We start from the raw sequence: 21,151 nt of genomic DNA on the forward strand, positions 1-21,151 counted from the left end.
TTTGTCATAATAAGAGCATGAAACCAGTTGGGGGCGAGGGTACAGTCTGGATCTGCGGGAACGCGTGGTGGCGGCGGTCGAAGGCGGACAGCCTCGGAAAGAGGCCGCCCGGTTGTACCGAATGCGCATCGAAACCGTAGACACCTATCTGGAAAAGCAGCGCCTCGGAACGTTGCATGAGGTCGGTCTTCTGGACGTCCCCCACGGGTCACACTCCTGCACGAACAGCAACTGCTCAAACAACTCGAAGCGCATCAGGACGCGACGTTGGTCGAGCATGCTCGAAGAAGCGACAGGGTTGAAGGTCAGCTTTAAGACTGTCGACCGGGTGTTCCGCAAGCACCACATTACGCGTAAAAAAAACGCTGGTCGCGTGCGAACGAAGTGAAGAAAGGCGACGGCAGTCTCTCAATGACCTGAGTCCGGAGCGCACTTATCCAGAACAGCTGGTCTTCTCGGACGAAAGTGGCCTGAACACGGCCACGACACGTGGATATGCGCGTGCTCACAGGACTGGGTGAACCCATGTTCCCAGGAATCAGGGACGCAACCAGACACTGATCTGTGCCCTACAGCTCACGGGACCGGTGGTCCCCTTCGTCTTGACTGGGGCTGTCAACGGTTCGTCGTTCGAGTGATACATCTGCCATTTGCTCTGTCCTGCCTTACACCCAGGATGAATCGTTGGCATGGACAATCTGTCGGTTCATCATGGAGCGTCTATTCAAACGCCCATTGAGGCACAGGGTTGTCGGCTCTTGCTCCTTTCATCCTGCGGCCTGGACTTTAATCCTATTGAGCTGATGTTCTCTGAGGTTTGAAGCCGTAAGGGCAGGGTCTTGTCGAGCAGTCGACGGCCTTATCTGTGCCATACGAACCGCTTTGCAAAGCGGTTCATGCGCAGGACATCAACGCCTGGTTCCGACATGCTCAGCCTTCAATATCTTTAGGACAAATGCGCTAAGGGAGCGGTTCAGTCCTGCGGACCTTCCCTTTCCTGGGCCTGCTGCCACTGTGCATAGGGGATGCGGTCCAGCACGAAGGTGTCGCGCGTGCGGGTGTATGTTCCCCGCCCTCCCATCCGGCCCACCAGATCAAGGGCTGTGGTATCCACATAGAGCTTCGCCGGGTCTGTCAGGGCGTCCGCGCGCAGCAGCAGGCCCAGCACCTCGCCCAGAATGACGCGGGTGCGGCCGATCGTTACGGTGCGCGCTTCGCGGCATTCCAGCGCGGCGGGGCTCGCGGCTACGCGCGGCACGCGCACATACGTGCCGGGCGCGAGCGGGATGCCCAGCACCCCCGCCTCGTCCGTGCCGTGGGGAAACTCGGTGGCCGTGGCGTTCATGGTGGCGGCGAGTTCGTCACTTACCAGGTTGACGGTGAACTCGCCGCCGGAACCGATGTTCAGCGCCGTGTCTTTTGGGGTGCCGTCCGGGCGGTCTCCGGGAGCGAAGGCCACCACGGCGGGGTCCGAGCCCATCAACCCGAAAAAGGAATACGGCGCCAGGTTCACCGCTCTGCCCACGCCCAGCGTGCTGACCCAGGCAATGGGCCGGGGCACCACCACGCCCGTGACGAGCTTGTAGCGCTCGGCGGCCGAGAGGGCGGCGAAGTCGAAAGAATGAATCTCGGAGGCGTTGGACATGCCCCCAGGGTAGGGTCAGGCGGCGCTATCTTCGCCGGGTGTCTCCTTCCCGCGTCCCCGAGCCCATGACCTACCGCGAGGCCTACGCGCGCCTCTCGCGCATCGCTGCCGAGCTGGAGGGCGGCGAGGCAGACCTGGACCGCGTGCTGCCGCTGCTCGAAGAGGCCCGCGCCGCGTACGCCGCCTGTCGGGAGCGCATCGAGGCCGTGCGTGCCGTGCTGGCCGGCGAGTGGGCGGAGGAGGAAGAGGCGGACGCGGCTGCGCCTGCACTGGAGCAAGCTGCCACGGACGAGGGAGACAGTCCATTCTGATGAATGGGTATGGAAGGCGGTCCGGCAGGCTGGCGTAACCCCCGCAGCGTTCAGGAGGGCTTCCCGGCTGCAACGCGGCGAACGTGGGCGTATCCTCGCCCCATGAGTGAAGTCCGTTCTTCCGCGTCCCATGCTCCGGCCACGGAAGGGGTGAACGTGCCCCGGGTGAGTCTGCCGGTGTACCGCCTGGTGGTGTTCGTGATGACGCTGCCGGTGTTTCTGCGCGGCATGCGGTTGGAGGTGCATGGCCGCGAACATGTGCCGCCGCCCGGTACCCCCTTGGTCGTGGCGGGCAACCACCGCACCAGCCTGGACCCCTTCCTGATCGCCCGCGCCCTCCCGCCGGGCCGCGCCCTGCAGTTCATGGCCAAAAAGGAACTGTTTGTGCCGGTGATTGGCGACATCATCCGCGCCGGGGGCTCCTTTCCGGTGGACCGTCAGGGTAATGATCTGGGTGCGGTGCGGACCAGCCTGCGCATTCTGCAGTCGGGCGGCACGCTGGGCATCTTCCCGGAGGGCACGCGCGGCGGCGGTGAGCTGCAGGGCGGCGTGGCGCTGCTGGCCCTCAAGGGCAAGGCGCCAGTCCTTCCGGTGGGCCTCAGCCGTGAAGGAAGACGCTGGATCATCCGCTTCGGGCCGCCCATCCCCGCATCGGGCGGCATCAAGGCCCTGACCGCCACCATCGGTGAGCGCATCGAGGAACTGGCCGGAGCGGTGGGAAACCGGGTGGGGTAGCCTGACGCCATCCGGATGAGCGAGCACGTCTCCGCCGTGCCCGCCGACGCCATGATGGGAACGCCCACCGTGGTTGTTCCGGCCCTGATTCTGGATCCGGCGCACGGGGCAACCCTGGTGGTCACCGGCCTTCCCGGCATGGCGGACATCCTCGGGCGGCGCTGGCTGAGCTGGCATTGGCCTGGCCGCGTCGGGGCGGAGGTGCCCTGCATGCAGGGGGAAGGGCAAAAGCAGCCGGCGCCCGAGATGCTCGCGGCTTTGCCGTCGGAGCGGCACGGCCCGCTCATCGCCCTCTTCTCCGACCCACCGCGCGCCGCCGTCACCCGGGTCTTGCAAGGCGGCGAGGTAATGGACTCGGCGGGCGGCGTGCTCGTGGTCGCCACGCCGGGACGCCCGGTGGGTCGCCTGAGTCTGCTGGGGGAGGGCGTATTGATCGCGGGCGACGCCCTCACTGCCCAGGAGGGACAGCCGGGCGGACCGCTGGAGCGCGCCACGGTGAACCTCCCCGAAGCCCTGCGCAGCCTACAGAAGCTGGCGGCCCTCCCTGTAACGACCGTGCTGGCCTACCACGGTTGGGTGGTGCGGGAAGACACGCCGCCGGACAGCTCGCCCGGCTGGCAGAGGGCACCCTGGCCTGAGCGGGAGGGCCGGGCGGTATAGTCGGCGAGGCGGGCGCGGGGAAAGACCGGTGAGAATCCGGCACTGTCGCGCAACGGTTACGGCCCCGGGCAAACGGGGCCGAAGTCCGAACACCGGTTCCCGCCCCGGCCCTTCCCAGACTGGCGGGGGGTTCGGCGGCCTGACTTCCCGCGGAGTGGAGGGATGCGCCCCGCCTCACGCCCTTCCGGTCGGAGGCCCAGGACGCTCTCCCCAGCCGCCCCCACCCGGGCGGCGCTTTCCGTGTGGACCGGAGGTGCCTTCCCTATGCCCCAATCCCGTTTCCTCCCTTCCCCGCCCCTCGCCGTCCCCACCCGCCTCCCATGAGCCTGGAGCGGGTGGCAGCCGAGGCCGTCCGTCCGGCCCGGCAGTTGGGGCGCACGGGCCTGCTCGCGCTGCTGCTCGCCGCCATCGTCGTGCTGGCAGTGGCGCTGGGCAGCGTGAACATCCCGCCGGGTGAAGTGCTGGGGGCGTTGTGGCGCGGGCTGCTGTCGCTGGGAGGAGGGCGCGCGGAACTCGCGGGCAATGACGTGATCGTCTGGCAGATTCGCCTGCCCCGCGTGGTGATGGGGCTTGTGGTGGGCGGGTGCCTGGGGCTGTGTGGCGGCGCCTTTCAGGGGGTGTTTCGCAATCCACTGGCCGATCCCTACCTGCTCGGCGTGGCGAGCGGTGCAGGGCTGGGAGCCACGGTGGGCATCGTGGCGGGGTGGCCGCGCGTGATCATTCCCCTCGTCTCACTCGTCACGGCGCTGGGAGCGGTGGCGGCCACGCTGGCCCTGGCGCGCGAGGGGCGGCGCTTCCCCACCACGCGCCTGATCCTGTCGGGCGTGGTGGTGGGCAGTGTGCTGAGCGCCACGTCCACCTTCCTGATTTTGCGCGGGGAGGACCGGGCCCGGCAGGTGCTGGCCTACACGCTGGGCGACCTGGGCTTCAGCGGCTGGCACGATGTTGGCACGGTGCTGCCCTACGCGCTGGTGGGCTGTGGAGTCCTCGTGGCCCTGGGGCGCGCGCTGGACACCCTGCAACTTGGAGACCTCACCGCCCGCAGCCTCGGCGTGCCCGTCGAGAGGTTGCGCCTGCTGGTGGTGATCGCCGCGAGCGTTGCCACCGCCGCCGCCGTCGCCTATGTGGGCATCATCGGCTTCGTGGGCCTGATGGTGCCGCACCTCGTCCGGCGAGGCTGGGGCGCGGGGCACCGCGTCTTGCTGCCTGTCTCAGCGCTGGCGGGCGCAGCGCTGCTCGTGCTCGCAGATCTTGTGGCGCGCACCACCATCCTGTCGCAGGTGGGCGTGGTCACGACGCTGATCGGAGGGCCATTTTTTCTGTGGCGGATGAGGCGGGGTGAATAGGGCGGTCGGTCGCCAGTCGCCAGTCGCCAGTGGAGGCACGCTGGAGGCGCTGGACGTGCACGTTCGGGCGGGGGATTTTCCGGCGGTGCGGGGGGTGAGCGTCTCATTCAAAGAGGGTGAATTTGCCGCCATCGTCGGGCCAAACGGAGCGGGCAAGAGTACGCTGTTGCGGGCGCTGCTGGGGTTAAATGGAGTGGATTCGGGCGAGGTGCGGCTGCTGGACCGGTCACTGCGGGGCTGGGCCCGGCCCGAGCGGGCGCGGACGGTCGCCTACCTCGCGCAGGACGAGGCGCTGCCCGGTGACGCCCGGGTGCGCGACGTGGTGGCGCTGGGGCGCGGGGCCGGGGAGTGGCGCTGGGGCCTGATCCCGATGCGGCCCTGGACCCAGGTGGACGAGGAGGCGGTGGCGGACGCCCTGAAGCGCACCGACACCCTGCGCTTCGCCGGGCGGCGGGTGGCCGAACTCAGCGGCGGTGAGCGCCAGCGCGTCTCGCTGGCCCGGGCGCTGGCCGCGCAGCCGCGCTTTCTGCTGCTGGATGAGCCCACCAATCACCTCGACCTCGCCTATGGTCTGGACGTGATTCGCCACGTTCGCGCCGAGGCCGCCCGGGGGCTGGGTGTGGTGGCCGTGCTGCATGATCTGAACCTGGCTGCCCGGGCAAACCGCTTGGTGCTGCTGAACGCCGGGCAGGTGGTGGCGCAGGGTGCGCCGGACGAGGTGCTGACCCCCGGGAACCTGCTCACCGCTTACGGCGTCCGGGTCCGTATCCTGTGGGACGCCGGACGCCCCCTCGTGGTCCCTGAAGATGAGGCAGAGGGACCGACCGGCTGACACGGTTGCCGGACCATCCGTTCCCTGGTTCCTCCGCTCCGGTGCTTCCACGCCTCTGTGTCACCGTTTTTCCCGCTTGCTCCGCTCGTGTGAACCAGCTCTATTGCACAACGGATAAACCGGAATCCTTCTTCAACCGCGCTCCGCCCCTCGCTCACCGAAAGTTTGCCCTGTCCATGCCCCCCAAATACTTTTCCACACGCGGTCACCTCCTCGTCTGCCAGGGCCCCAACTGCCAGGCGCGCGGCTCGGTGCTGCTGCAAAAAGCCCTCTGGAACCACCTGGAGCGCTCGTCACTGGCCTATTACAAGAGGGGTGGCAGCGTCCGCCTGACCGAGAGCGGCTGCCTGGGGGCCTGTTCTTTCGGCCCCACCCTCTGCGTGTACCGTCACCGAAACGGGGCCCTGGAGGAGGGCTGGTATGCGGCGGTGGATTTTCCCCTCGCCGTCCAGATCGCCGGAGCCCTCCACGAGGAGGCCGCGTTGCCGGGCGAGGGGAAATACGGGCCGGAGTAGGGCCCGGGGAGCGGGCCACCTCCCTGCTTTCGCGCGGCGCCTGGCCCTGCCTCACCGGCACTGCCACGCCCCGGTCAGTTCTGGGCGGTACTCGAAGTGCACCGCGTCATGGTGGTACCAGCGCCCGCCCCAGATCCACCCGTGGCGCTCGAACACATACACGGGGGCGGGGGGCATCCGGTTGCGGTCGCGGATCCCGCGCTGGCCTTCCCGATCGCCCTTCCAGAGCCAGGAGTCCGAGAAACGCAGGTTCAGGTCGGTGGCCGCTCCGTAGGCGTGCACGCTGCGGCGAGCGTAGGGCCGCAGCCCAGGCTGCCGGGCAAGGTCCGCCGCCACCGCCCGCAGCAAGGCCGCCGCGCCGTTCACCCGCAGCGGCTGCCCGAACCAGTTTATGGTGTCCAGTCGCGGCGCCACCTGCGCCGGAGAGTCCCCGTACATCCGGCTGAAGAAGGCCTCGGCGCGTCCCCGGCCTGGGTCCTCTTTCCAGGCGGGGACGTGCAGGGGCTGACAGGCGGGATACCGCGCGGCAAGTTGATCAAGCAGGCCGGGGTGGTCCAGCAGCGCGGGGTAGCTCGCGGCCTGGGCATGCTGCAGCGGGGTTCGCGTTCCACCGCGCCAAACCAGCGCGGCGCCGTCCACCGGGATCAGAAATGATGGATAGGCCCGCGCCAGGAAGCAGCAGCCCGGCGGCGAGGAGCGAGAGTGCCCGGCGCAGCGCCTATCCCCGCACCACTTCCAGAATCTTCTCGCCGTACTTCTTGAGGCGCTCGGGCCCCATCCCGCGCACGGCGCGCAGGTCTTCCAGGGTGTAGGGGACCCGCCGGGCGATCTCGGCCAGGGTGGCGTTGCTGGCGATGATGAAGCGGCTGACCTCCTGGCGTTTGGACTCGGCGTTGCGCCACTCGCGCAGCCGGGCAAAGACGGCGGCCTGCTCGTCGGTAAGGTCGGCGGTGGGGTCGGGTGCGCCGCTGCTCGCCGCCGGCAGGTCCGGAGCCAGTTCGGGCCCGGGGGTGGGCCCGGCGACTCCGGCCTGCGCATCTTCCGGTTCCGGGGCTTGCGCTGCGTTCTGGGGATCAAAGGCGGGATCCTCGGCTTCTTCCTCCCCGCTGGTCTCTTGCGGTTGCGGAGCGGAGGCCAGGGGAGGCGTTAATTCCAGCTCGGGTGCGTCGGGCCCCGCACTCACCGGCATGGGCAGGGGAGCGGGCGCATCGGGCACGTCGCCGCTGAACACGATTTCGGGGGTCCAGGTTTCCTCGCTGGCCGGTTCCTCGGCCGCTGGGTCGCGCTCTTCCACCTGGGTCTGTTCTGCCGGTTCCTCCCGCTGCTGCGGCGCGCGGTCTACCGGTACGGGAGCCTCAAAGGTCATGCGGCCCAGCGCGCCAGATTCGGCGGCGTCGGGAACAGGCACATCGGTACTGGGCACATCAGTGCGGGGGAGGGCAGGCTGGGAACGCTGGAACCCGCTGCGGCCGAACTGGGCGCGCTCAGGTGCGGGACGCGGGTCCGGAGAGGCCAGGGGCGTTTCCTCCTGGCGTGGGGCGAGGGCGGGGGCCGCCTCCACCTCTTCCGCATGGGGTGCGGAGCTGGGGCGTGTGGAGTCGTCTCGCCCGCCGTGCAGCAGGGCGAGGGCCGCGTCCACGTCCTGTAGGCCGGGGGCAAGCACCACGCCGCCGTCCACGCTGCGGGTGGCGGCCAGCACGCCGCCGGGGAGTTGGGGCGTGTCGGGGGCGGCGTCGGGCGGCAGCAGCAGGGCGGTGGGCCCGAGGGGCAGCGCGCGGCCCCCCAGGCGCTCGGCCAGCAGACCGGTCGTGCGGGCGGCCCGCGCCAGACGCAGAGGCAACGTGGCGACGTCGCGCAGGGCCAGCGCCACGGTGATGTCGGCGGGGGCGGGGGCGGCGGGGGCGGGGGCCGCGCCGTGGCCGAACAGCAGCGCCAGGCGGGGTTCGGCGAAGCCAGTCAGGGTGACGCCGCTGCGGTAGGTCACGTAAGCCGCGCCCTGCGTGAACCACTGGCCACCCGGGGCGAGGGTGCCGTCCACAATCACCGGCACGCCCGCCCGTTCTGCGCGGCGCAGCGTGCGCTCGTCGGGTTCGGCCAACCACACGGCCCGCGCGCCGGTCCAATCGGCCTCCAGTCCGGCGGCGGCCAGCCCCTGCTCGGCCAGGGCGGCCCGGTCCACGCCGAGGCGCTCATCCACGCGCAGCACGCCGCTGCCCAGCAGCGCGGCCAGTTGCCGGGCCAGCGCTGCCTCGCCGGCCAGGGTTAGTCCCCAGTCCGCGCCCTCCAGGTCGGCCAGGGCCTCGGCCAGTCGTGCGTGGGGATCGCCGCGCTCGGCGTGCAGGGTCACCATCCGGGCGTCTGGGCGCAGGGCGGAGCGGGAAGGGATGCGGTTGCCAGTCATGCCCCCATTGTGCCGCACGGGGCCCCCGGGCTGGGGTAGGACTCTCTTGGGGAACGTGTCCGTGGGGAGGGGGAGCCCTGGGAAAGAGGAGCTGTTCGGCATGTTCCCGGAGCAGGCGCTCCCTCAGAAAGTGTTTTGCCAGCGGGACGCTTCGCCGGCGTGCAGCCACCCGTTGACCGTCCTTGGTGACGGGCTGGACGTCCGGCGTCGTTCCTGTCCCCGCCCTGTTCCTCTGCCCGCGCTCACTTCCCGAAACGGCGGTCCCGGCCCTGAAAGTCGCGCAGGGCACGCAGAAAGTCCACCCGGCGAAAGCCCGGCCAGTACACGTCGCAGAAGTAATACTCCGAATACACGCTCTGCCACAGCAGGAAGCCGCTCAGGCGGATTTCGCCGCTCGTGCGGATGATGAAGTCGGGGTCCGGGGTGCCCGCCGTGTACAGGTGCGCGCTGACGTGCTCAGGCTTCAGCGCGGCCGCCACCTCCTCCAGCGTGCGCCCCGCCGCCGCCTCGCCGCTCAGGAAGCGCTTCACCGCGTCCACGATTTCCTCGCGGCCCCCGTAGCCCACGGCGATATTAAGCTGCATCCCGTCGTAACCGGCGGTCTTGCGTTCCAGTTCTTCCAGGGCGTCGAGCACATGGCCGGGGAAGTTCTCGTGCTGTCCAATGGCGCGCACCCGCACCCGGTTGGCGTGGATGCGCGGATCGGTGGCGAGGTTTCTCGCCTCGCGCTCCAGCAGCTTGAGGATGTGCGCGATCTCTTCCGCGTCCCGGCTGGTGTTGTCGGTCGACAGCACCCAGATGGTCACCGCCGGAATGCCGAGTTCCAGACACCACTGCAACACCTCGTGCGCCTTGTCGGCCCCGAAGGAGTGGCCGAGTTCGCGTTGCAAGCCGCTGGCACGGGCATAACGGCGGTTGCCGTCCAGAATCAGGCCGAGGTGGCGGGGGAGTTTGCCGTGGGCCTTTACGTCGCGGGCGAGACGCTGCTCGTAGCCCCACAGCAGCGCGCCGCGCACCGCGTCCCGCGTTTTTTGTACGGTGCGGAGGGCGAGCTTGAGGGGGGGGGTTGGCATGACGGGGGTCAGTTTAACGTGTGGGGTTGAGGGAGGCTTCAACCGAAAGGGGCAGGAGGGAGGGTTGCGTTGTCTGGGGTTGGAAAGGTGGGGCTGGAGGGGCAGGGAGAGGCAGCGCTCTGCTCCGCAGCTCTACAGGCCCGCGAGCCAGGTTGTGGGCGCCTCCTTTTGCCCCGGCTCAGCCGCGCTCCTGAAGGCGTATGCGGCTGTCCCGTTCCGTCGGAAGAGGTCCGTGCAGTTCGCGTAGGGGCGGCCTTGGTGGGCTTTGGCCAGTGAAGTGGGCAGCGCGGTGGAGGCGGTGTTGCCCCTCTCCCGCGGAGGGCCTCGCACAGCCAGGGGTGACCGGGACAGCCCGCAGAGAGGGGGTCACCCCTCAATGCGTCCCGAACAGCGAAGCCTCCCGCCGTGTCCACAACTCCAGCGCCTTGTGGTCCAGGCGGGGCAGAGGCTCATCCGCCACTTGGCTTCTGCCTGGGCCGCCCACGCCCGTAAAGACAGTCAAGGTCACGTGGCGGTGCGTCATGGTGTGGGTGACGGTGCCCAGTTCGCCGGTGACCCGCGCGCCAAGGCGGGTGACCAGGCGGGCGAGGGCCTGGTCGGGGGTTTCCCCCTCGTCCACGACTTCCGTGGGCAGGCCCATCAGGCCGCCGAGGAGGGTGCCTTCGCGGCGTTCGAGGACCGCTTCCCGGGCATCCCCGAGCAGCAGCGCCACGGCCCGCATCTCACGCACGGCGGAACGCACCTTGGGTGCAGGGTAGGCCGCCGGCTGGCCGGACTGGAAGGCCGCGCACCACAGGGACACCGGGCAGTCGGGGCACTTCGGCACTTTGGGGGTGCAGACTGTGGCCCCCAGGTCCATCACCGCCTCGTTGAAGGCCCCAGGCCGCTCGGGGTCCAGCAGGTCGTCGGCGCGGGCCTGCACCCAGGGGTCGGTGGGTTGTTTCTCGCCGTGGAGGCGGGCCAGCACCCGGCGCACGTTGCCGTCGTTCACGGCCCGCGCTTCCCCCAGTGTCAGGCTCACCACCGCCGCCGCCGTGTAAGGGCCCACGCCGGGGAGGGCCAGCCAGCCCTCATAGGTCGTCGGCAGCCCCTCCCCCACGACCTTACCTGCCGCGCGGTGCAGGTTGCGGGCGCGCGCGTAGTAGCCGCAGCCCTCCCAGGCTTTCAGCACGGCCTCTATGGGCGCGGCGGCCAGGGCCTGCACCGTCGGGAACGCCGTCATGAAGCGCTCGAAGTACACCTGCCCGCGCACCACCTGCGTCTGCTGCAGCAGCACTTCCGACACCCATACGCGGTACGGATCGCGCCGTCCTTCCGGTCCCACGCGCCACGGCAGCGCACGGCCTGAGCGGTCAAACCACGCCAGCAGCGCCGCACGGACGGCGGGGAGGTGAGGGGAGGAGGGCGTCACCGCGCGAGTGTAGCCGGAGCATGCCGCGAGGACCGTGGGGGGAAGCATCATGGTCCCGTGACCGCCATCCTCGCCACACGTCCCGAAGTCCTCAATTTGTTCGCGCCCGGTGCTGTCCTGACCCACCTCGGCAGTGGCCTGACCTGGGCCGAGGGTCCCGTCTATCTGCCGGGCCGACAGGCCGTCTTGTTCAGCGACGTGCGCGAAAACCGTACCTGGCGCTGGACCCAGGAGGGCGGCATGGAGGTGGAGATGCACCCCAGCCACCACCAGAACGGGCACACACTGGACCGGGAGGGCCGGTTGATCGCCTGTTCTCACGGCCTGCGCGCCCTGATGCGGCAGGAACCGGACGGCACCTGGACCACATTGGCTGACCGCTTCGAGGGCCGCCGCCTGAGCAGTCCCAACGACGTGGCGCTGCACCCGGACGGCAGCCTGTGGTTTACCGATCCCACCTACGGCATAGACCAGCCTGAGGAAGGGTACGGTGGCGAGAAGGAGCAGCCCGGCAACTTCGTCTACCGCCTCGCGCCAGACGGGACCCTGACCGCGCCCATCCGGGAGCGTGTACAGCCCAACGGCCTGGCCTTCCCCTCGGCGGACCGCCTGTTGCTGGCCGATACCGGGGACGGCGAGGGCCACATCTACGCCTACCGCGTGACGCCCGGAGGGACAGCAGAGCTGCAGGGCCGCTGGGCCACTGTGCGCCCCGGCCTGACCGACGGCCTGCGGGTGGACGAGGCTGGGCACGTCTGGAGCAGCGCGGGCGACGGCGTGCACATCCTGTCGCCGGACGGGGAAGAGCTGGGGCGCGTACCGGTGCCCGAAACTGTCTCCAATCTGTGCTTCGGCGGACGGGACGGTACGGACCTCTTCATCACGGCCACGGGCAGCCTGTACCACATTCCCACGCGGGTGCGGGAACGCCGTTTCTGATTGGAGGGGTTCCCGCTGGCCCTCCTTCTGATCCGGTCTGTGACAGAAGGAGACAGGGCTGTCCATGAAGGACTTCACTTCCTTTTGTGTCAGCTGCCCATCAAGTTTTAAAGCTCTGGCGGGGCATCTTCAAATGAATTTGTGCTGAATAGCAGCCTGGAGGGAATGGGTCTAAGTTGGTGTTACCGCAACCAACGCCTCCCGAAAGGAAACGAAGATGAAAAATGTGCTTTTCATTTCTGCTGCCCTCTGCCTCGTGTCCCACGCCTTTGCCGGTGGAGCCGGTCCCCAGGTTCAGGCCCCAGCGACGGCCACAGCTCCCATCCGCACCGCCGCCCCTATGGCGAACGTTGTCGTCAGCGCCGAGGACCTGGTGCGTGAGGGGCGCGCGCCCGTGCTCCTGAGCGGTCAGGGAACACGCCTGGCCCAACTGAGCGGTCCGGTTGTGACGCTGCCCGCCGGCAGTGCTCCGGGCACCGCCCTGCTCGTGACCCGGGGCGGCCAGACCCTGCGCTATCCCCTGCGCCAGCCTGTGATGGCGGGCCGGACCATGATGCTGCGCGACGTGCTGGTGGTTCCGGGTGCGGTGGCCGTAGTCCAGGGCATGGCGGGCACGCCGCCCGACACAGCGGTTGTCATGACCGCGGGCGAAGTGCTGCAAAACCTGTCCCCCTCGGTCATGGCCGCGCTGCTGGACTGGAAGATGCGCCCGGTGGCCACCTATCGGGGCGGCCTCTTCGTCCCTGTCGCCGGCGCTTCCGGTCCCGCCGCCTACCTGGTCCATGTGGAAAACGGGCGCACCACCCGCTACAGCCTGGCCCGGCCGGGGGGCGTGCCCGCACCCATGCCGGTCGGAAACGTGCGCCTGCTCCGCGGCTCCGCGCAACTCGTGCCGCCCCAGCCCCAGGTCGCGCGAGCCGTCATGGCCCAACCTGGGGCCCAGCCCGGGCTCACGTCCACGGCTCCCGGGAAGCCTTCCGCCGCAGTGATCCGGGACGACCACGACCGGGTCACCCTGTGCCACCGGACGGCGAGCGAATCCAATCCCTACGTGAGCGTGACGATCAGCCGAAATGCCCTGGACACCCACACCGGACACGGCGACATCATTCCCGTTCCGGCTGGGGGATGCCCCACCGACACGCGTTTTGCAACGGGCGCCACGAATGGGGGGAACGCGGCTCTTCCCGCCACCACGGTCCCCGCTCTTCCCGCGAAGGCCGTCCGGGCAGGCACTCCGCAGGACGGAGCGGCCCCGCCGGAGAATGGCAACGAGAACGACAAGGTCACCCTGTGCCACCGGACGGCGAGCGAATCCAATCCCTACGTGAGCGTGACGGTCAGCCGAAGTGCCCTGGACACCCACACCGGACACGGCGACATCATTCCCGTTCCGGCTGGGGGATGCCCTACCGGGGCAAACGCCACGACGGGAGACGCCGCGCTGACACCCGCAAACGGCAATGTAACGGCTTCCCCGGCCCAGCGGGGCGAGGGCAACACCAACGAGAACGACAAGGTCACCCTGTGCCACCGGACGGCGAGCGAATCCAACCCCTACGTGAGCGTGACGGTCAGCCGAAATGCCCTGGACACCCACAGTGGGCACGGCGATATCATTCCTGCGCCCGCGGGAGGATGCCCAGCGGGGACCGACGCTGGGAATGGCGGTGGAGCGGGCAACGGGAACGCTGGCGGCAACGGCAATGTCTCTGCGCCGCCCGCCGGGACGACTCCCCCGGTCCAGCGGGGCGAGGGCAACACCAACGAGAACGACAAGGTCACCCTGTGCCACCGGACGGCGAGCGAATCCAACCCCTACGTGAGCGTGACGATCAGCCGAAATGCCCTGGACACCCACAGTGGGCACGGTGACATCATTCCTGCGCCTGAGGAAGGCTGCCCCACAGGCGGCAACCCCGGAAACGGCAATGGTGGAACGCCGCCTGCCCAGCCTGGAAACGGGAATGGAAACGGCGCAACGCCACCCGTCCAGCCGGGCACACCACCCGCGACACCGCCCGCGCAGCCTGGAAACGGGAATGGGGGAGGCAATGGTGGAACGCCGCCTGCCCAGCCTGGAAACGGGAATGGAAACGGCGCAACGCCACCCGTCCAGCCGGGTACATCACCCGCGACACCGCCCGCGCAGCCTGGAAACGGGAATGGGGGAGGCAATGGTGGAACGCCGCCTGCCCAGCCTGGAAACGGCAATGGACGGTAGAGGGTCCCTGGGCATCTGAGCTGGGCAATGCAGGGGACCGCGGCTGAAGGCGGAGTGACCTGACGTTTCCCAGCTCAGGCAGAGTGCAGGCGCCACACAAGAAACAGGTGCGTAGGGAAAGCTCGCCCGAAAAGGAGCTTTCCCCGCGCACTTGGCCTGTTTTGGCCAGGACCGCTCTACGCCCCCAGGTCATCAGGAGCGGTGGCCTGCACCCGGCCCACCTGCCCGGTGGTCAGCCTCACTTTGATGCCGTGCGGATGCGTGGGCGATTTGGTGAGCAGGGCCGCCACCACGCCGCGCGTGAGCTTGCCGCTGGGCTGGTCCTGCTTCTGCACGATGTCCACGGTGATTCCGGGGCGAATTTGGGCACGGGTGGGAGGCATGGGGTCAGCTTGCCATGCGCTTCGCTCCACGTCCCTCAACGCCTAACGAACGGGAAACGTGGCGCTTCCCGCATCCTCCTATGCTGACGCCATGCAAGTCCTCTCGCGCGTGGTGGTCATTCTGGGCGTGCTCGTCACGCTTGGGGCGGTGTTTTTGCTGTTTAAGAACGTCATCGACATTAACCAGCTTCACGCGGTCGCCAACGCCAACCGCGGTCAGGACTACCCCAGCCCCACCAACAACGTTCTGTTGATGACGGCCCTGGCCCTGGTGGGCGGCTTTCTGGCCGGGTTGGGTGTGAGGCTGGCCCCTCGGCGCTCTGCGCCTCATTGACCCTCTCACCTCGAGGGAGAGGACCCGGCGAAGCCAGGGGTGCGGGGGCCACCCAGCCAACCCCATCTCCCCCTACCCCGAACGCTCTACACTCCCCCGTGTCCCCCGCTCCCCTGCGCCTGACCTTGGTTCGCCACGCCGCCACCGCCTGGAACGAGGGGGGCCGCTGGCAGGGCCTGACTGACAACCCCATCGGCCCGAATGGCGAAGCCCAGGCCCGCGCCCTGGCTGCCCACCTCACCCCGCCCTACGATCTGGCCTTCAGCAGCGACCTGTCCCGCGCCGTGCAAACCGCCGAACTGGCCCTGCCCGGCCACCCGCTGATTCTGGACCCCCGCCTGCGCGAGTACCACCTCGGTGAGCTGGAAGGGCTGAGCGCCGCCGAGATGCAGGCCCACCCCGGTTTTGCCGCGTGGCAGGCGGACCCGTGGCGTACGCCCGCGCCGGGGGGCAACAGCCTGCACGCCCTGGCTGCTTCTGTCCGCGGCTGGGCCGAGGACTTGCCGGACGGTGCGCGGGTGATCGCCTTCTCGCACTCCATCGCCGTCCGCACCCTGCTGGTGGATCTGTTTGGCCTGCCGCTGGTGCCGCAGCCCAATTACCCCATTCCCTACAGCTTGAGGGTGGGGCATACGGAGAGGGTGGAGTTGGAAAGGGAAGGCCAGGTATGGCGGAAAGCAGAGAGCGGCGGCGGAACGGCTTAATAAGCGAAAAGAAAGCTGCCTGTGAGGAGGGCAGCTTCTTTCGAGGTTGGAGAACTCGCCTCAAACCTCCAGCGCCAGCTTGTCCACATCGTTTAGCAGCGGCGTCCCCGCCGGGTATTCCCCCGTAAAGCAGGCGCCGCACAGCCCCTGCCCGCCGATGGCCTGCCTCAGCCCGCGCTCGCTGATAAAGGCGAGGGTATCCGCGCCGATCAATTCGCGGATTTCCTCCACACTGTGCGTGCTTGCCACCAGTTCCTTGCGGGCGGCGGTGTCGATGCCGTAAAAGCATGGGTGCGTGATGGGTGGGCTGGACACCCGGAAATGCACCTCCGTGGCCCCCGCGTCGCGCAGCAAGTTCACGATCTGACGGCTGGTGGTGCCGCGAACAATGGAGTCATCCACCAGAATGACCCGGCGGCCCCGCACGGCGCTGGTGGGCGAGAGCTTCATCTTGACCTTCAGCTCTCGCGCCTCCTGCGTGGGAGCGATAAAGGTCCGGCCCGCGTAGGGGTTTTTGTACAGGCCGTAGTCAAACGGAATCCCGCTCTGGCGGGCGTACCCGATGGCCGCGCCGATACCGCTGTCCGGCACGGGCACCACGATGTCGGCCTCGACCGGCTTCTCGCGCGCCAACTGCTCGCCCATGCGGATGCGGCTCTCGTGAATGTCCACCCCGTCCAGCGCCCCGTCGCTGCGGGCAAAATAGATCCACTCGAACGAGCAGGGTGTGGGCCGCTTCGGCTCCACCATCAGCGAGTGCATGCCGTCCCGGTCCATCCACACCAGCTCGCCCGGCTGCACGTCGCGCACCAGCCGCGCGCCCACGGCGTACAGCGCACACGGCTCGGAGGCCAGCACCCACGCGCCCACGTGTCCGTCCGCTCCGGGCCGCTGCCCGATCACCAGGGGCCGCACGCCGTGCGGATCGCGGAAGCCCAGCAGTTGCGTGCGGCTCATCAGCACGCAGGCGTAGCCGCCCTTCAGCTCCTTCATGGCGCTGGCGGTGGCCTCCACGAGATCCATGTGCGACTCGCGCGCGATCAGGTTCAGCATAACCTCGCTGTCGTTGGTGGTCTGAAACAGCGCGCCTTCCATCAGCATGCCGTTGCGGACCTCGCGAGCATTCACGAAATTGCCGTTGTGCGCCAGTCCCAGAATGCCCTTGTTTGTGCGGGTGGTCAGCGGCTGCGAGTTGAAGCGCAGATTGGAGCCGGTGGTGGAGTAGCGCACGTGGCCGATGCTCACGCGGGCATTGGGCAGGCGCAGGCCGTCCAGCCGCCGCTCGTCGAACACCTGCGTGACGAGGCCCAGGTCCTTGTCCACGTGGAAGCGCTCGCCGTCGCTGACGCACATGCCCGCTGCCTCCTGCCCCCGGTGTTGCAGGGCAAACAGGCCCAGGTAGGTCAGCCACGCAAGATCGGCGGGTTCGGGGGAATACAGGCCGAACACGCCGCACTCATCCTGGGGCTTGTCGGTGATGGGGTCAAAGATCATGGGTGGCTCCTGGGGAGGGGTGGCGAGAATGGAGTGGGTCACACGCCCCCTCACCCCCGGCCCCTCTCCCAACAGGGGAGAGGGGCGCAAGGCGGTACGTTCTGCTATGGCGACCCGGAACGGGACGAGAGGGACGCAGCAGGCGCGCGAGTTGCGTCGCCCCCAAACGTCCGAAGAGACGATGTTCTGGCGCGTCTTGCGAAGCCGTTCTCATACCGTCAAGGTCCGCCGCCAGCGACCTGTCGGCCTCTACATCGTTGGTTTCGTCTGTCACGAAGCGAGGCTGGCCATTGAATTGGACGGCAGCCAACACGCCGAGGAAGCCGTCCGAGCCTATGACGCCATTCGGACGTAATTTCTGAAAGCAGCTGGTTGAGAGGCAATCCGCTTTTGGAACAACGCGGTGAGGGCGAAGCTGGAAGGCGCCGTGCAGGCCGTTCAGACTCACCTCCCCCGGCGCTCCAGTCCCCACCATCACCCCAGAATCTCCTTCAGGGGCGTCTCGTAGGCAACTTTGAGCGTATCGAGGTTCACACTTAACTGTACGTTCGCCCCTGTCACAGAAATGGCAACCCTGTCACCCCCGGGCACGCTGTCCCCCAGAACGGTATAGGGGACTTGCAGGCCGTCGAGTACCGCCTGCGCTTGCTGTTCGTGGCCCAGCGGCACGGCCACCACCACGCGGCTGTGTGCCTCCCCGAACAACAGCGCGTCTGGGCGTACACCTTCCGGTGCTTCCAGCATCACCTTCAGGCCCTGCCGCCCGGCAATCGCCATTTCGGCCAGCGCCACGGCGAGGCCACCTTCCGAGCAGTCGTGCGCGGTGTCGGTCAGGCCCGCGCGAATCAAGGCCAGCGTGCCGTTGATCACCCGTTGTTCCAACCCCAGGTCCAGTTCCGGTACCTGTCCGGCTTCCAGCCCATGCACCGTTTCCAGATACTGCGAAGCCCCGATGGTGGTAGCGTGCTGGCCCAGCAGGTAGAGGGTATGCGGCCCGGGCTTCAGGTTCATGGTGGCGCGCTGGGCGATGTCGGGCAGCACCCCCACCATGCCGATGGTTGGGGTGGGGTGGATGGCGACTTTGCGATCGCCCTCAGTGTACTGGTTGTAGAGGCTGACGTTCCCGCCCGTGACCGGCGTATTCAGCGCCCGGCAGGCGTCCGCGATGCCCTGCACCGATTGCTGAAGCTGGTAGTACACGTCGAGGTTATGCGGGTTCCCGAAGTTCAGATTGTCGGTGATCGCCAGTGGCGTCGCCCCCACGCAGGCGAGGTTGCGGGCGGCCTCAGCCACGGCGGCGGCGGCTCCAGCGTAGGGGTCCAGATACACAAAACGTGGGTTGCAGTCGCTCGTCGCGGCCACCCCCATCCCGCTGCCCTTCACGCGCAGCACGGCGGCGTCGGCGGCTCCGGGAACCACCACGGTGTTCGTCATGACCTGATGGTCATAGCGCTCGAAGATGGGCCGCTTGGAGGCAATCGTGGGGTGCGAGAGCAGGTCCACCAGCACCGCGCCCAGGTCACCGGGCACCGGCACGCCGCTCAGGTCACGCTGACGCCGGGCCTGGATGTCCTCCGACTCCACGCCCTCGCGGGTGTATTTGGGGGCCTCGTTCAGCAGGGCCACCGGCAGGTCACACACCACCTCGCCCTTCCAGGTTAGGCGGTAGTTGTTGTGGGCTTCCACCTCGCCAATCGTCACCACGTCCAGTTCCCACTTGGCGAGCAGGTCCAGCAGTTCCTGTTCGCGCCCCGGCACAGGTACCAGAATCATGCGCTCCTGCGACTCGCTCAGGCACAGTTCCATCGGCACCATGCCGCTCTCACGGGTGGGCACGAGGTCGAGGTTCATGGTGATGCCCAGTTCGGCGCGGTACGCCATCTCGCACGTTGAGGACACCAAGCCCGCCGCGCCCATGTCCTGTACGCCCGCCACCACACCCGCCTGGATGGCTTCCAGCGTGGCTTCCAGCAGCAGTTTTTCCATGAAGGGATCGCCCACCTGCACCGCCGGGCGGTCTGCCTGTGAGGCGTCGCTGAGGTCCGCCGACGCAAATACCGCGCCGCCCAACCCGTCGCGCCCGGTCTTGGAGCCGACATACACGATCTGGTTGCCCACTTCGCCCATCGTCCCTTTTGCCAGGTCCTCGTGCCGCAGCAGGCCCAGGGCCATCACGTTGACAAGGGGGTTTTCCTGATAGCTGGGGTGGAAGGTGACCTCGCCGCCCACCGTGGGCACGCCAATCGCGTTGCCATAGTGGGAGATGCCCTCCACCACGCCGTTGAGCAAGAAGCGGGTGCGGGGGCTGTCGGGGTTGCCGAAGCGCAGGGAGTCGAGCACGGCAAAGGGCCGCGCACCCATCGCAAAGATGTCGCGCAGGATGCCGCCCACACCCGTGGCCGCGCCCTGTACGGGTTCCACAGCCGAGGGGTGGTTGTGGCTTTCCATCTTGAAGGCCACGCCCCAGCCTTCCCCGATGTCCACCACACCCGCGTTCTCGCCGGGGCCTTGCAGCACCTGGGGCCCGGTGGTGGGAAAGGCGCGGAACAGGGGCCGCGAGTTCTTGTAGCCGCAGTGCTCGGACCACATCGCGCCGACGATGGCGGCTTCCAGCGCATTCGGCTCGCGCCCAATGGAGGAGACGAGCAGGTCGAATTCTTCGGTGGTCAGGCCGAACGTGGCGGCGCGGTCACGGAGGGATGGGGCAGCGTTGGTGGTCATGCGTTGTCCTTCAGCGAAAGCTTGAGTTGTCCCCGGTGGTAGGCAATGTGCCGAAGCTGCATGCCCAGGCCCGTCAGTCGGGCACGTTCTCCGGTGGGGGCGGCAGGCGCGCGGAGCATGTCGCCCAGCTGGTCGTCTTGCAGTTCTCGGATGTGGGCGACAACCTGGGCACCGATACGGTCCAGTTCAGCCAGTACGGCGGCCTTGCCGTCCGTTTCGCTCACGGGCGGAGTGCCGCGCAGGGCGGTCATCCAGTCGGCGTTTTCCCAGCCGAGGTGCGTATAAGTCGCGCTGAAGTCCTGCAGGGCGAAGAAACGCAGCCATTCGGCGATGTGCAGCGCGTGCCAGGCGGGGCTATGGCCCAGGCGCGGCGCGGCGAACGTCTCTTCCAGTACGCTGCCCAGTCCGGTGCGGAACATGCCCAGCTCCTGCTCAAAGGCTTCCGCCAGGAAAGTCTGGGCGTTCATTTCGCGCCGCCCGTCTTCAGCGACTCAAACAGGCCCAGGCCGTCCCCACTGCCCAGCAGCATCTCCACTGCCCGTTCGGGGTGGGGCATCATGCCCAGCACGTTGCCCCGGCCGTTCACGATTCCGGCGATGTCGTTCAACGAGCCGTTGGGATTGTCCACGTAGCGGAACACCACCCGGCCCTCGCCCTCCAACCGCGCGATGGTTTCGGGGTCCGCGTAGTAGTTGCCCTCACCGTGCGCGATGGGGATTTCGATGACCTGACCCTGCTCGTAAGCGCCCGTATACGCCGTCTTGTTGTTCTCCACCTGCAGGTGAGCAGGGGCGCAGTGGAAGTGCAGGTCACGGTTGCGTGATAAGGCTCCGGGCAGCAGTCCCGATTCAGTCAGCACCTGAAAGCCGTTACACACGCCCAGCACAAAACCGCCACGTTCGGCATGGGCCTTCACCGCAGCCATGATGGGGCTGCGGGCGGCAATCGCGCCGGAACGCAGGTGGTCGCCGTAGGAAAAGCCACCGGGCAGGAACACCAGTTCTGTGCCCTGGGGCAGCCCGGCCTCGGTGTGCCACACGAACTGGGCGTCTGGGTCCAGGATCAACCGCGCCGCGTGCAGGGCGTCGGCGTCACAGTTGGAACCGGGAAACTGGATGACGGCAGTTTTCATGCCTCGGCCAGCTCCCAGCGCGCGTCCTCCATCACGGGATTGCTCAGCACGTTGGTCGTGATGTCGGCCAGCTGCGCCTCCACTTCCGCGCGCTCGCCGCTGAGCGTCAGTTCGATGTACTTGCCCACGCGCACGCCGGACACATTGCTGTGGTCCAGGTGCGACAGCGCCCGCTCCACGGTGCGCCCCTGTGGGTCGAGGATAGAAGGCTTGAGGGTGACGAAGACTTTGGCTTGGTAGGTGGGCATTGTGGCTCCTTCGGAGAGGCAGATGGTCGCGGGGAGGTGCAGA

23 protein-coding genes are annotated in these 21,151 nt (G+C 68.2%); 12 read left to right on the forward strand and 11 right to left on the reverse strand.

What is annotated here, in order from left to right:
• Positions 1-52: 52 nt before the first annotated feature.
• Entirely contained in the window at positions 53-388 is a 336-nt protein-coding gene (locus tag B9A95_RS14875) for a COG3415 family protein (protein WP_281255900.1), read from the forward strand.
• Positions 389-973: 585 nt separating this feature from the next.
• Here B9A95_RS14875 and B9A95_RS14880 read toward each other — a convergent pair.
• Positions 974-1,645 carry a flavin reductase family protein gene (locus B9A95_RS14880; protein ID WP_084048038.1) on the reverse strand — a complete coding sequence of 224 codons (672 nt, stop codon included), beginning with the start codon at positions 1,643-1,645 and terminating at the stop codon, positions 974-976.
• Between the two features lie 65 nt (positions 1,646-1,710).
• Here B9A95_RS14880 and xseB point away from each other — a divergent pair, with 65 nt between their 5' ends.
• The 6 genes from xseB (at position 1,711) to B9A95_RS14910 (ending at position 6,044) form a co-directional block, all read left to right on the forward strand.
• The gene (gene xseB, locus B9A95_RS14885; RefSeq protein ID WP_084048039.1) at positions 1,711-1,956 is read left to right on the forward strand and encodes an exodeoxyribonuclease VII small subunit; all 246 of its coding nucleotides are present in this window, start codon (positions 1,711-1,713) and stop codon (positions 1,954-1,956) included.
• Positions 1,957-2,058: 102 nt separating this feature from the next.
• A complete protein-coding gene (locus B9A95_RS14890) occupies positions 2,059-2,691 on the forward strand; it encodes a lysophospholipid acyltransferase family protein (protein ID WP_084048040.1) in 633 nt (210 codons plus the stop codon).
• 15 nt (positions 2,692-2,706) lie between these two features.
• Positions 2,707-3,351 carry an MBL fold metallo-hydrolase gene (locus B9A95_RS14895; RefSeq protein ID WP_245808316.1) on the forward strand — a complete coding sequence of 215 codons (645 nt, stop codon included), beginning with the start codon at positions 2,707-2,709 and terminating at the stop codon, positions 3,349-3,351.
• 320 nt (positions 3,352-3,671) lie between these two features.
• Complete coding sequence (locus tag B9A95_RS14900; protein ID WP_084048041.1) at positions 3,672-4,697, forward strand: FecCD family ABC transporter permease; 1,026 nt, start codon at positions 3,672-3,674, stop codon at positions 4,695-4,697.
• A complete protein-coding gene (locus B9A95_RS14905; protein ID WP_425429949.1) occupies positions 4,690-5,529 on the forward strand; it encodes an ABC transporter ATP-binding protein in 840 nt (279 codons plus the stop codon). Before B9A95_RS14900 ends, B9A95_RS14905 begins: the two co-directional genes overlap by 8 nt.
• 176 nt (positions 5,530-5,705) lie before the next feature.
• Entirely contained in the window at positions 5,706-6,044 is a 339-nt protein-coding gene (locus tag B9A95_RS14910) for a (2Fe-2S) ferredoxin domain-containing protein (RefSeq protein ID WP_084048042.1), read from the forward strand.
• A 51-nt stretch (positions 6,045-6,095) separates the two neighbouring features.
• Here B9A95_RS14910 and B9A95_RS14915 read toward each other — a convergent pair whose 3' ends face one another.
• From B9A95_RS14915 to mutY, 4 genes are all read right to left on the reverse strand, one after another.
• Positions 6,096-6,683, reverse strand: coding sequence for a M15 family metallopeptidase (locus B9A95_RS14915; RefSeq protein WP_084048043.1), 588 nt, complete (start codon positions 6,681-6,683; stop codon positions 6,096-6,098).
• A 79-nt stretch (positions 6,684-6,762) separates the two neighbouring features.
• Positions 6,763-8,445, reverse strand: coding sequence for an HRDC domain-containing protein (locus B9A95_RS14920; protein ID WP_084048044.1), 1,683 nt, complete (start codon positions 8,443-8,445; stop codon positions 6,763-6,765).
• 242 nt (positions 8,446-8,687) lie between these two features.
• Positions 8,688-9,518: an isoprenyl transferase gene (locus B9A95_RS14925; protein WP_084048045.1), complete on the reverse strand. Its 831-nt coding sequence runs from the start codon at positions 9,516-9,518 to the stop codon at positions 8,688-8,690.
• A gap of 373 nt (positions 9,519-9,891) precedes the next feature.
• Positions 9,892-10,977 carry an A/G-specific adenine glycosylase gene (mutY, locus tag B9A95_RS14935; RefSeq protein WP_139807024.1) on the reverse strand — a complete coding sequence of 362 codons (1,086 nt, stop codon included), beginning with the start codon at positions 10,975-10,977 and terminating at the stop codon, positions 9,892-9,894.
• Between the two features lie 9 nt (positions 10,978-10,986).
• Between mutY and B9A95_RS14940 the strand changes: the two genes are divergently transcribed.
• Both B9A95_RS14940 and B9A95_RS14945 read left to right on the forward strand, forming a co-directional pair.
• A complete protein-coding gene (locus B9A95_RS14940; RefSeq protein WP_084048048.1) occupies positions 10,987-11,868 on the forward strand; it encodes an SMP-30/gluconolactonase/LRE family protein in 882 nt (293 codons plus the stop codon).
• A 217-nt stretch (positions 11,869-12,085) separates the two neighbouring features.
• Positions 12,086-14,092 (forward strand): hypothetical protein, encoded by a 2,007-nt coding sequence (locus B9A95_RS14945; RefSeq protein ID WP_084048049.1) that lies wholly within the window; start codon positions 12,086-12,088, stop codon positions 14,090-14,092.
• Positions 14,093-14,268: 176 nt separating this feature from the next.
• On the opposite strand, the gene B9A95_RS14950 is transcribed toward B9A95_RS14945, so the two are convergent.
• Positions 14,269-14,475, reverse strand: a complete 207-nt coding sequence (locus B9A95_RS14950) for a YwbE family protein (RefSeq protein WP_084048050.1) — start codon at positions 14,473-14,475, stop codon at positions 14,269-14,271.
• A gap of 91 nt (positions 14,476-14,566) precedes the next feature.
• Between B9A95_RS14950 and B9A95_RS14955 the strand changes: the two genes are divergently transcribed.
• The gene (locus B9A95_RS14955; protein WP_084048051.1) at positions 14,567-14,809 is read left to right on the forward strand and encodes a hypothetical protein; all 243 of its coding nucleotides are present in this window, start codon (positions 14,567-14,569) and stop codon (positions 14,807-14,809) included.
• Positions 14,810-14,907: 98 nt separating this feature from the next.
• Positions 14,908-15,513 (forward strand): histidine phosphatase family protein, encoded by a 606-nt coding sequence (locus tag B9A95_RS14960; RefSeq protein ID WP_084048052.1) that lies wholly within the window; start codon positions 14,908-14,910, stop codon positions 15,511-15,513.
• Between the two features lie 60 nt (positions 15,514-15,573).
• On the opposite strand, the gene purF is transcribed toward B9A95_RS14960, so the two are convergent.
• Positions 15,574-17,007, reverse strand: a complete 1,434-nt coding sequence (purF, locus tag B9A95_RS14965) for an amidophosphoribosyltransferase (protein ID WP_084048053.1) — start codon at positions 17,005-17,007, stop codon at positions 15,574-15,576.
• Between the two features lie 106 nt (positions 17,008-17,113).
• Between purF and B9A95_RS14970 the strand changes: the two genes are divergently transcribed.
• A complete protein-coding gene (locus B9A95_RS14970; protein ID WP_170928663.1) occupies positions 17,114-17,362 on the forward strand; it encodes a DUF559 domain-containing protein in 249 nt (82 codons plus the stop codon).
• Between the two features lie 119 nt (positions 17,363-17,481).
• On the opposite strand, the gene purL is transcribed toward B9A95_RS14970, so the two are convergent.
• Genes purL through purS form a run of 4 tightly spaced genes read right to left on the reverse strand, consistent with a single transcriptional unit; the run spans position 17,482 to position 21,108 of the window.
• On the reverse strand, positions 17,482-19,728 hold the full coding sequence (gene purL, locus B9A95_RS14975; RefSeq protein ID WP_084048054.1) for a phosphoribosylformylglycinamidine synthase subunit PurL: 2,247 nt from the start codon (positions 19,726-19,728) through the stop codon (positions 17,482-17,484).
• Complete coding sequence (locus B9A95_RS14980; RefSeq protein WP_084048055.1) at positions 19,725-20,195, reverse strand: DinB family protein; 471 nt, start codon at positions 20,193-20,195, stop codon at positions 19,725-19,727. Before B9A95_RS14980 ends, purL begins: the two co-directional genes overlap by 4 nt.
• Positions 20,192-20,860, reverse strand: coding sequence for a phosphoribosylformylglycinamidine synthase subunit PurQ (gene purQ, locus B9A95_RS14985; RefSeq protein ID WP_084048056.1), 669 nt, complete (start codon positions 20,858-20,860; stop codon positions 20,192-20,194). The genes B9A95_RS14980 and purQ overlap by 4 nt, the downstream gene beginning before the upstream one ends.
• Positions 20,857-21,108: a phosphoribosylformylglycinamidine synthase subunit PurS gene (gene purS / locus B9A95_RS14990; RefSeq protein WP_084048057.1), complete on the reverse strand. Its 252-nt coding sequence runs from the start codon at positions 21,106-21,108 to the stop codon at positions 20,857-20,859. The genes purQ and purS overlap by 4 nt, the downstream gene beginning before the upstream one ends.
• Positions 21,109-21,151: the final 43 nt, after the last annotated feature.

Origin of the sequence: Deinococcus hopiensis KR-140 (assembly GCF_900176165.1) — a bacterium.
Classification (GTDB): Bacteria; Deinococcota; Deinococci; order Deinococcales; family Deinococcaceae; genus Deinococcus; species Deinococcus hopiensis.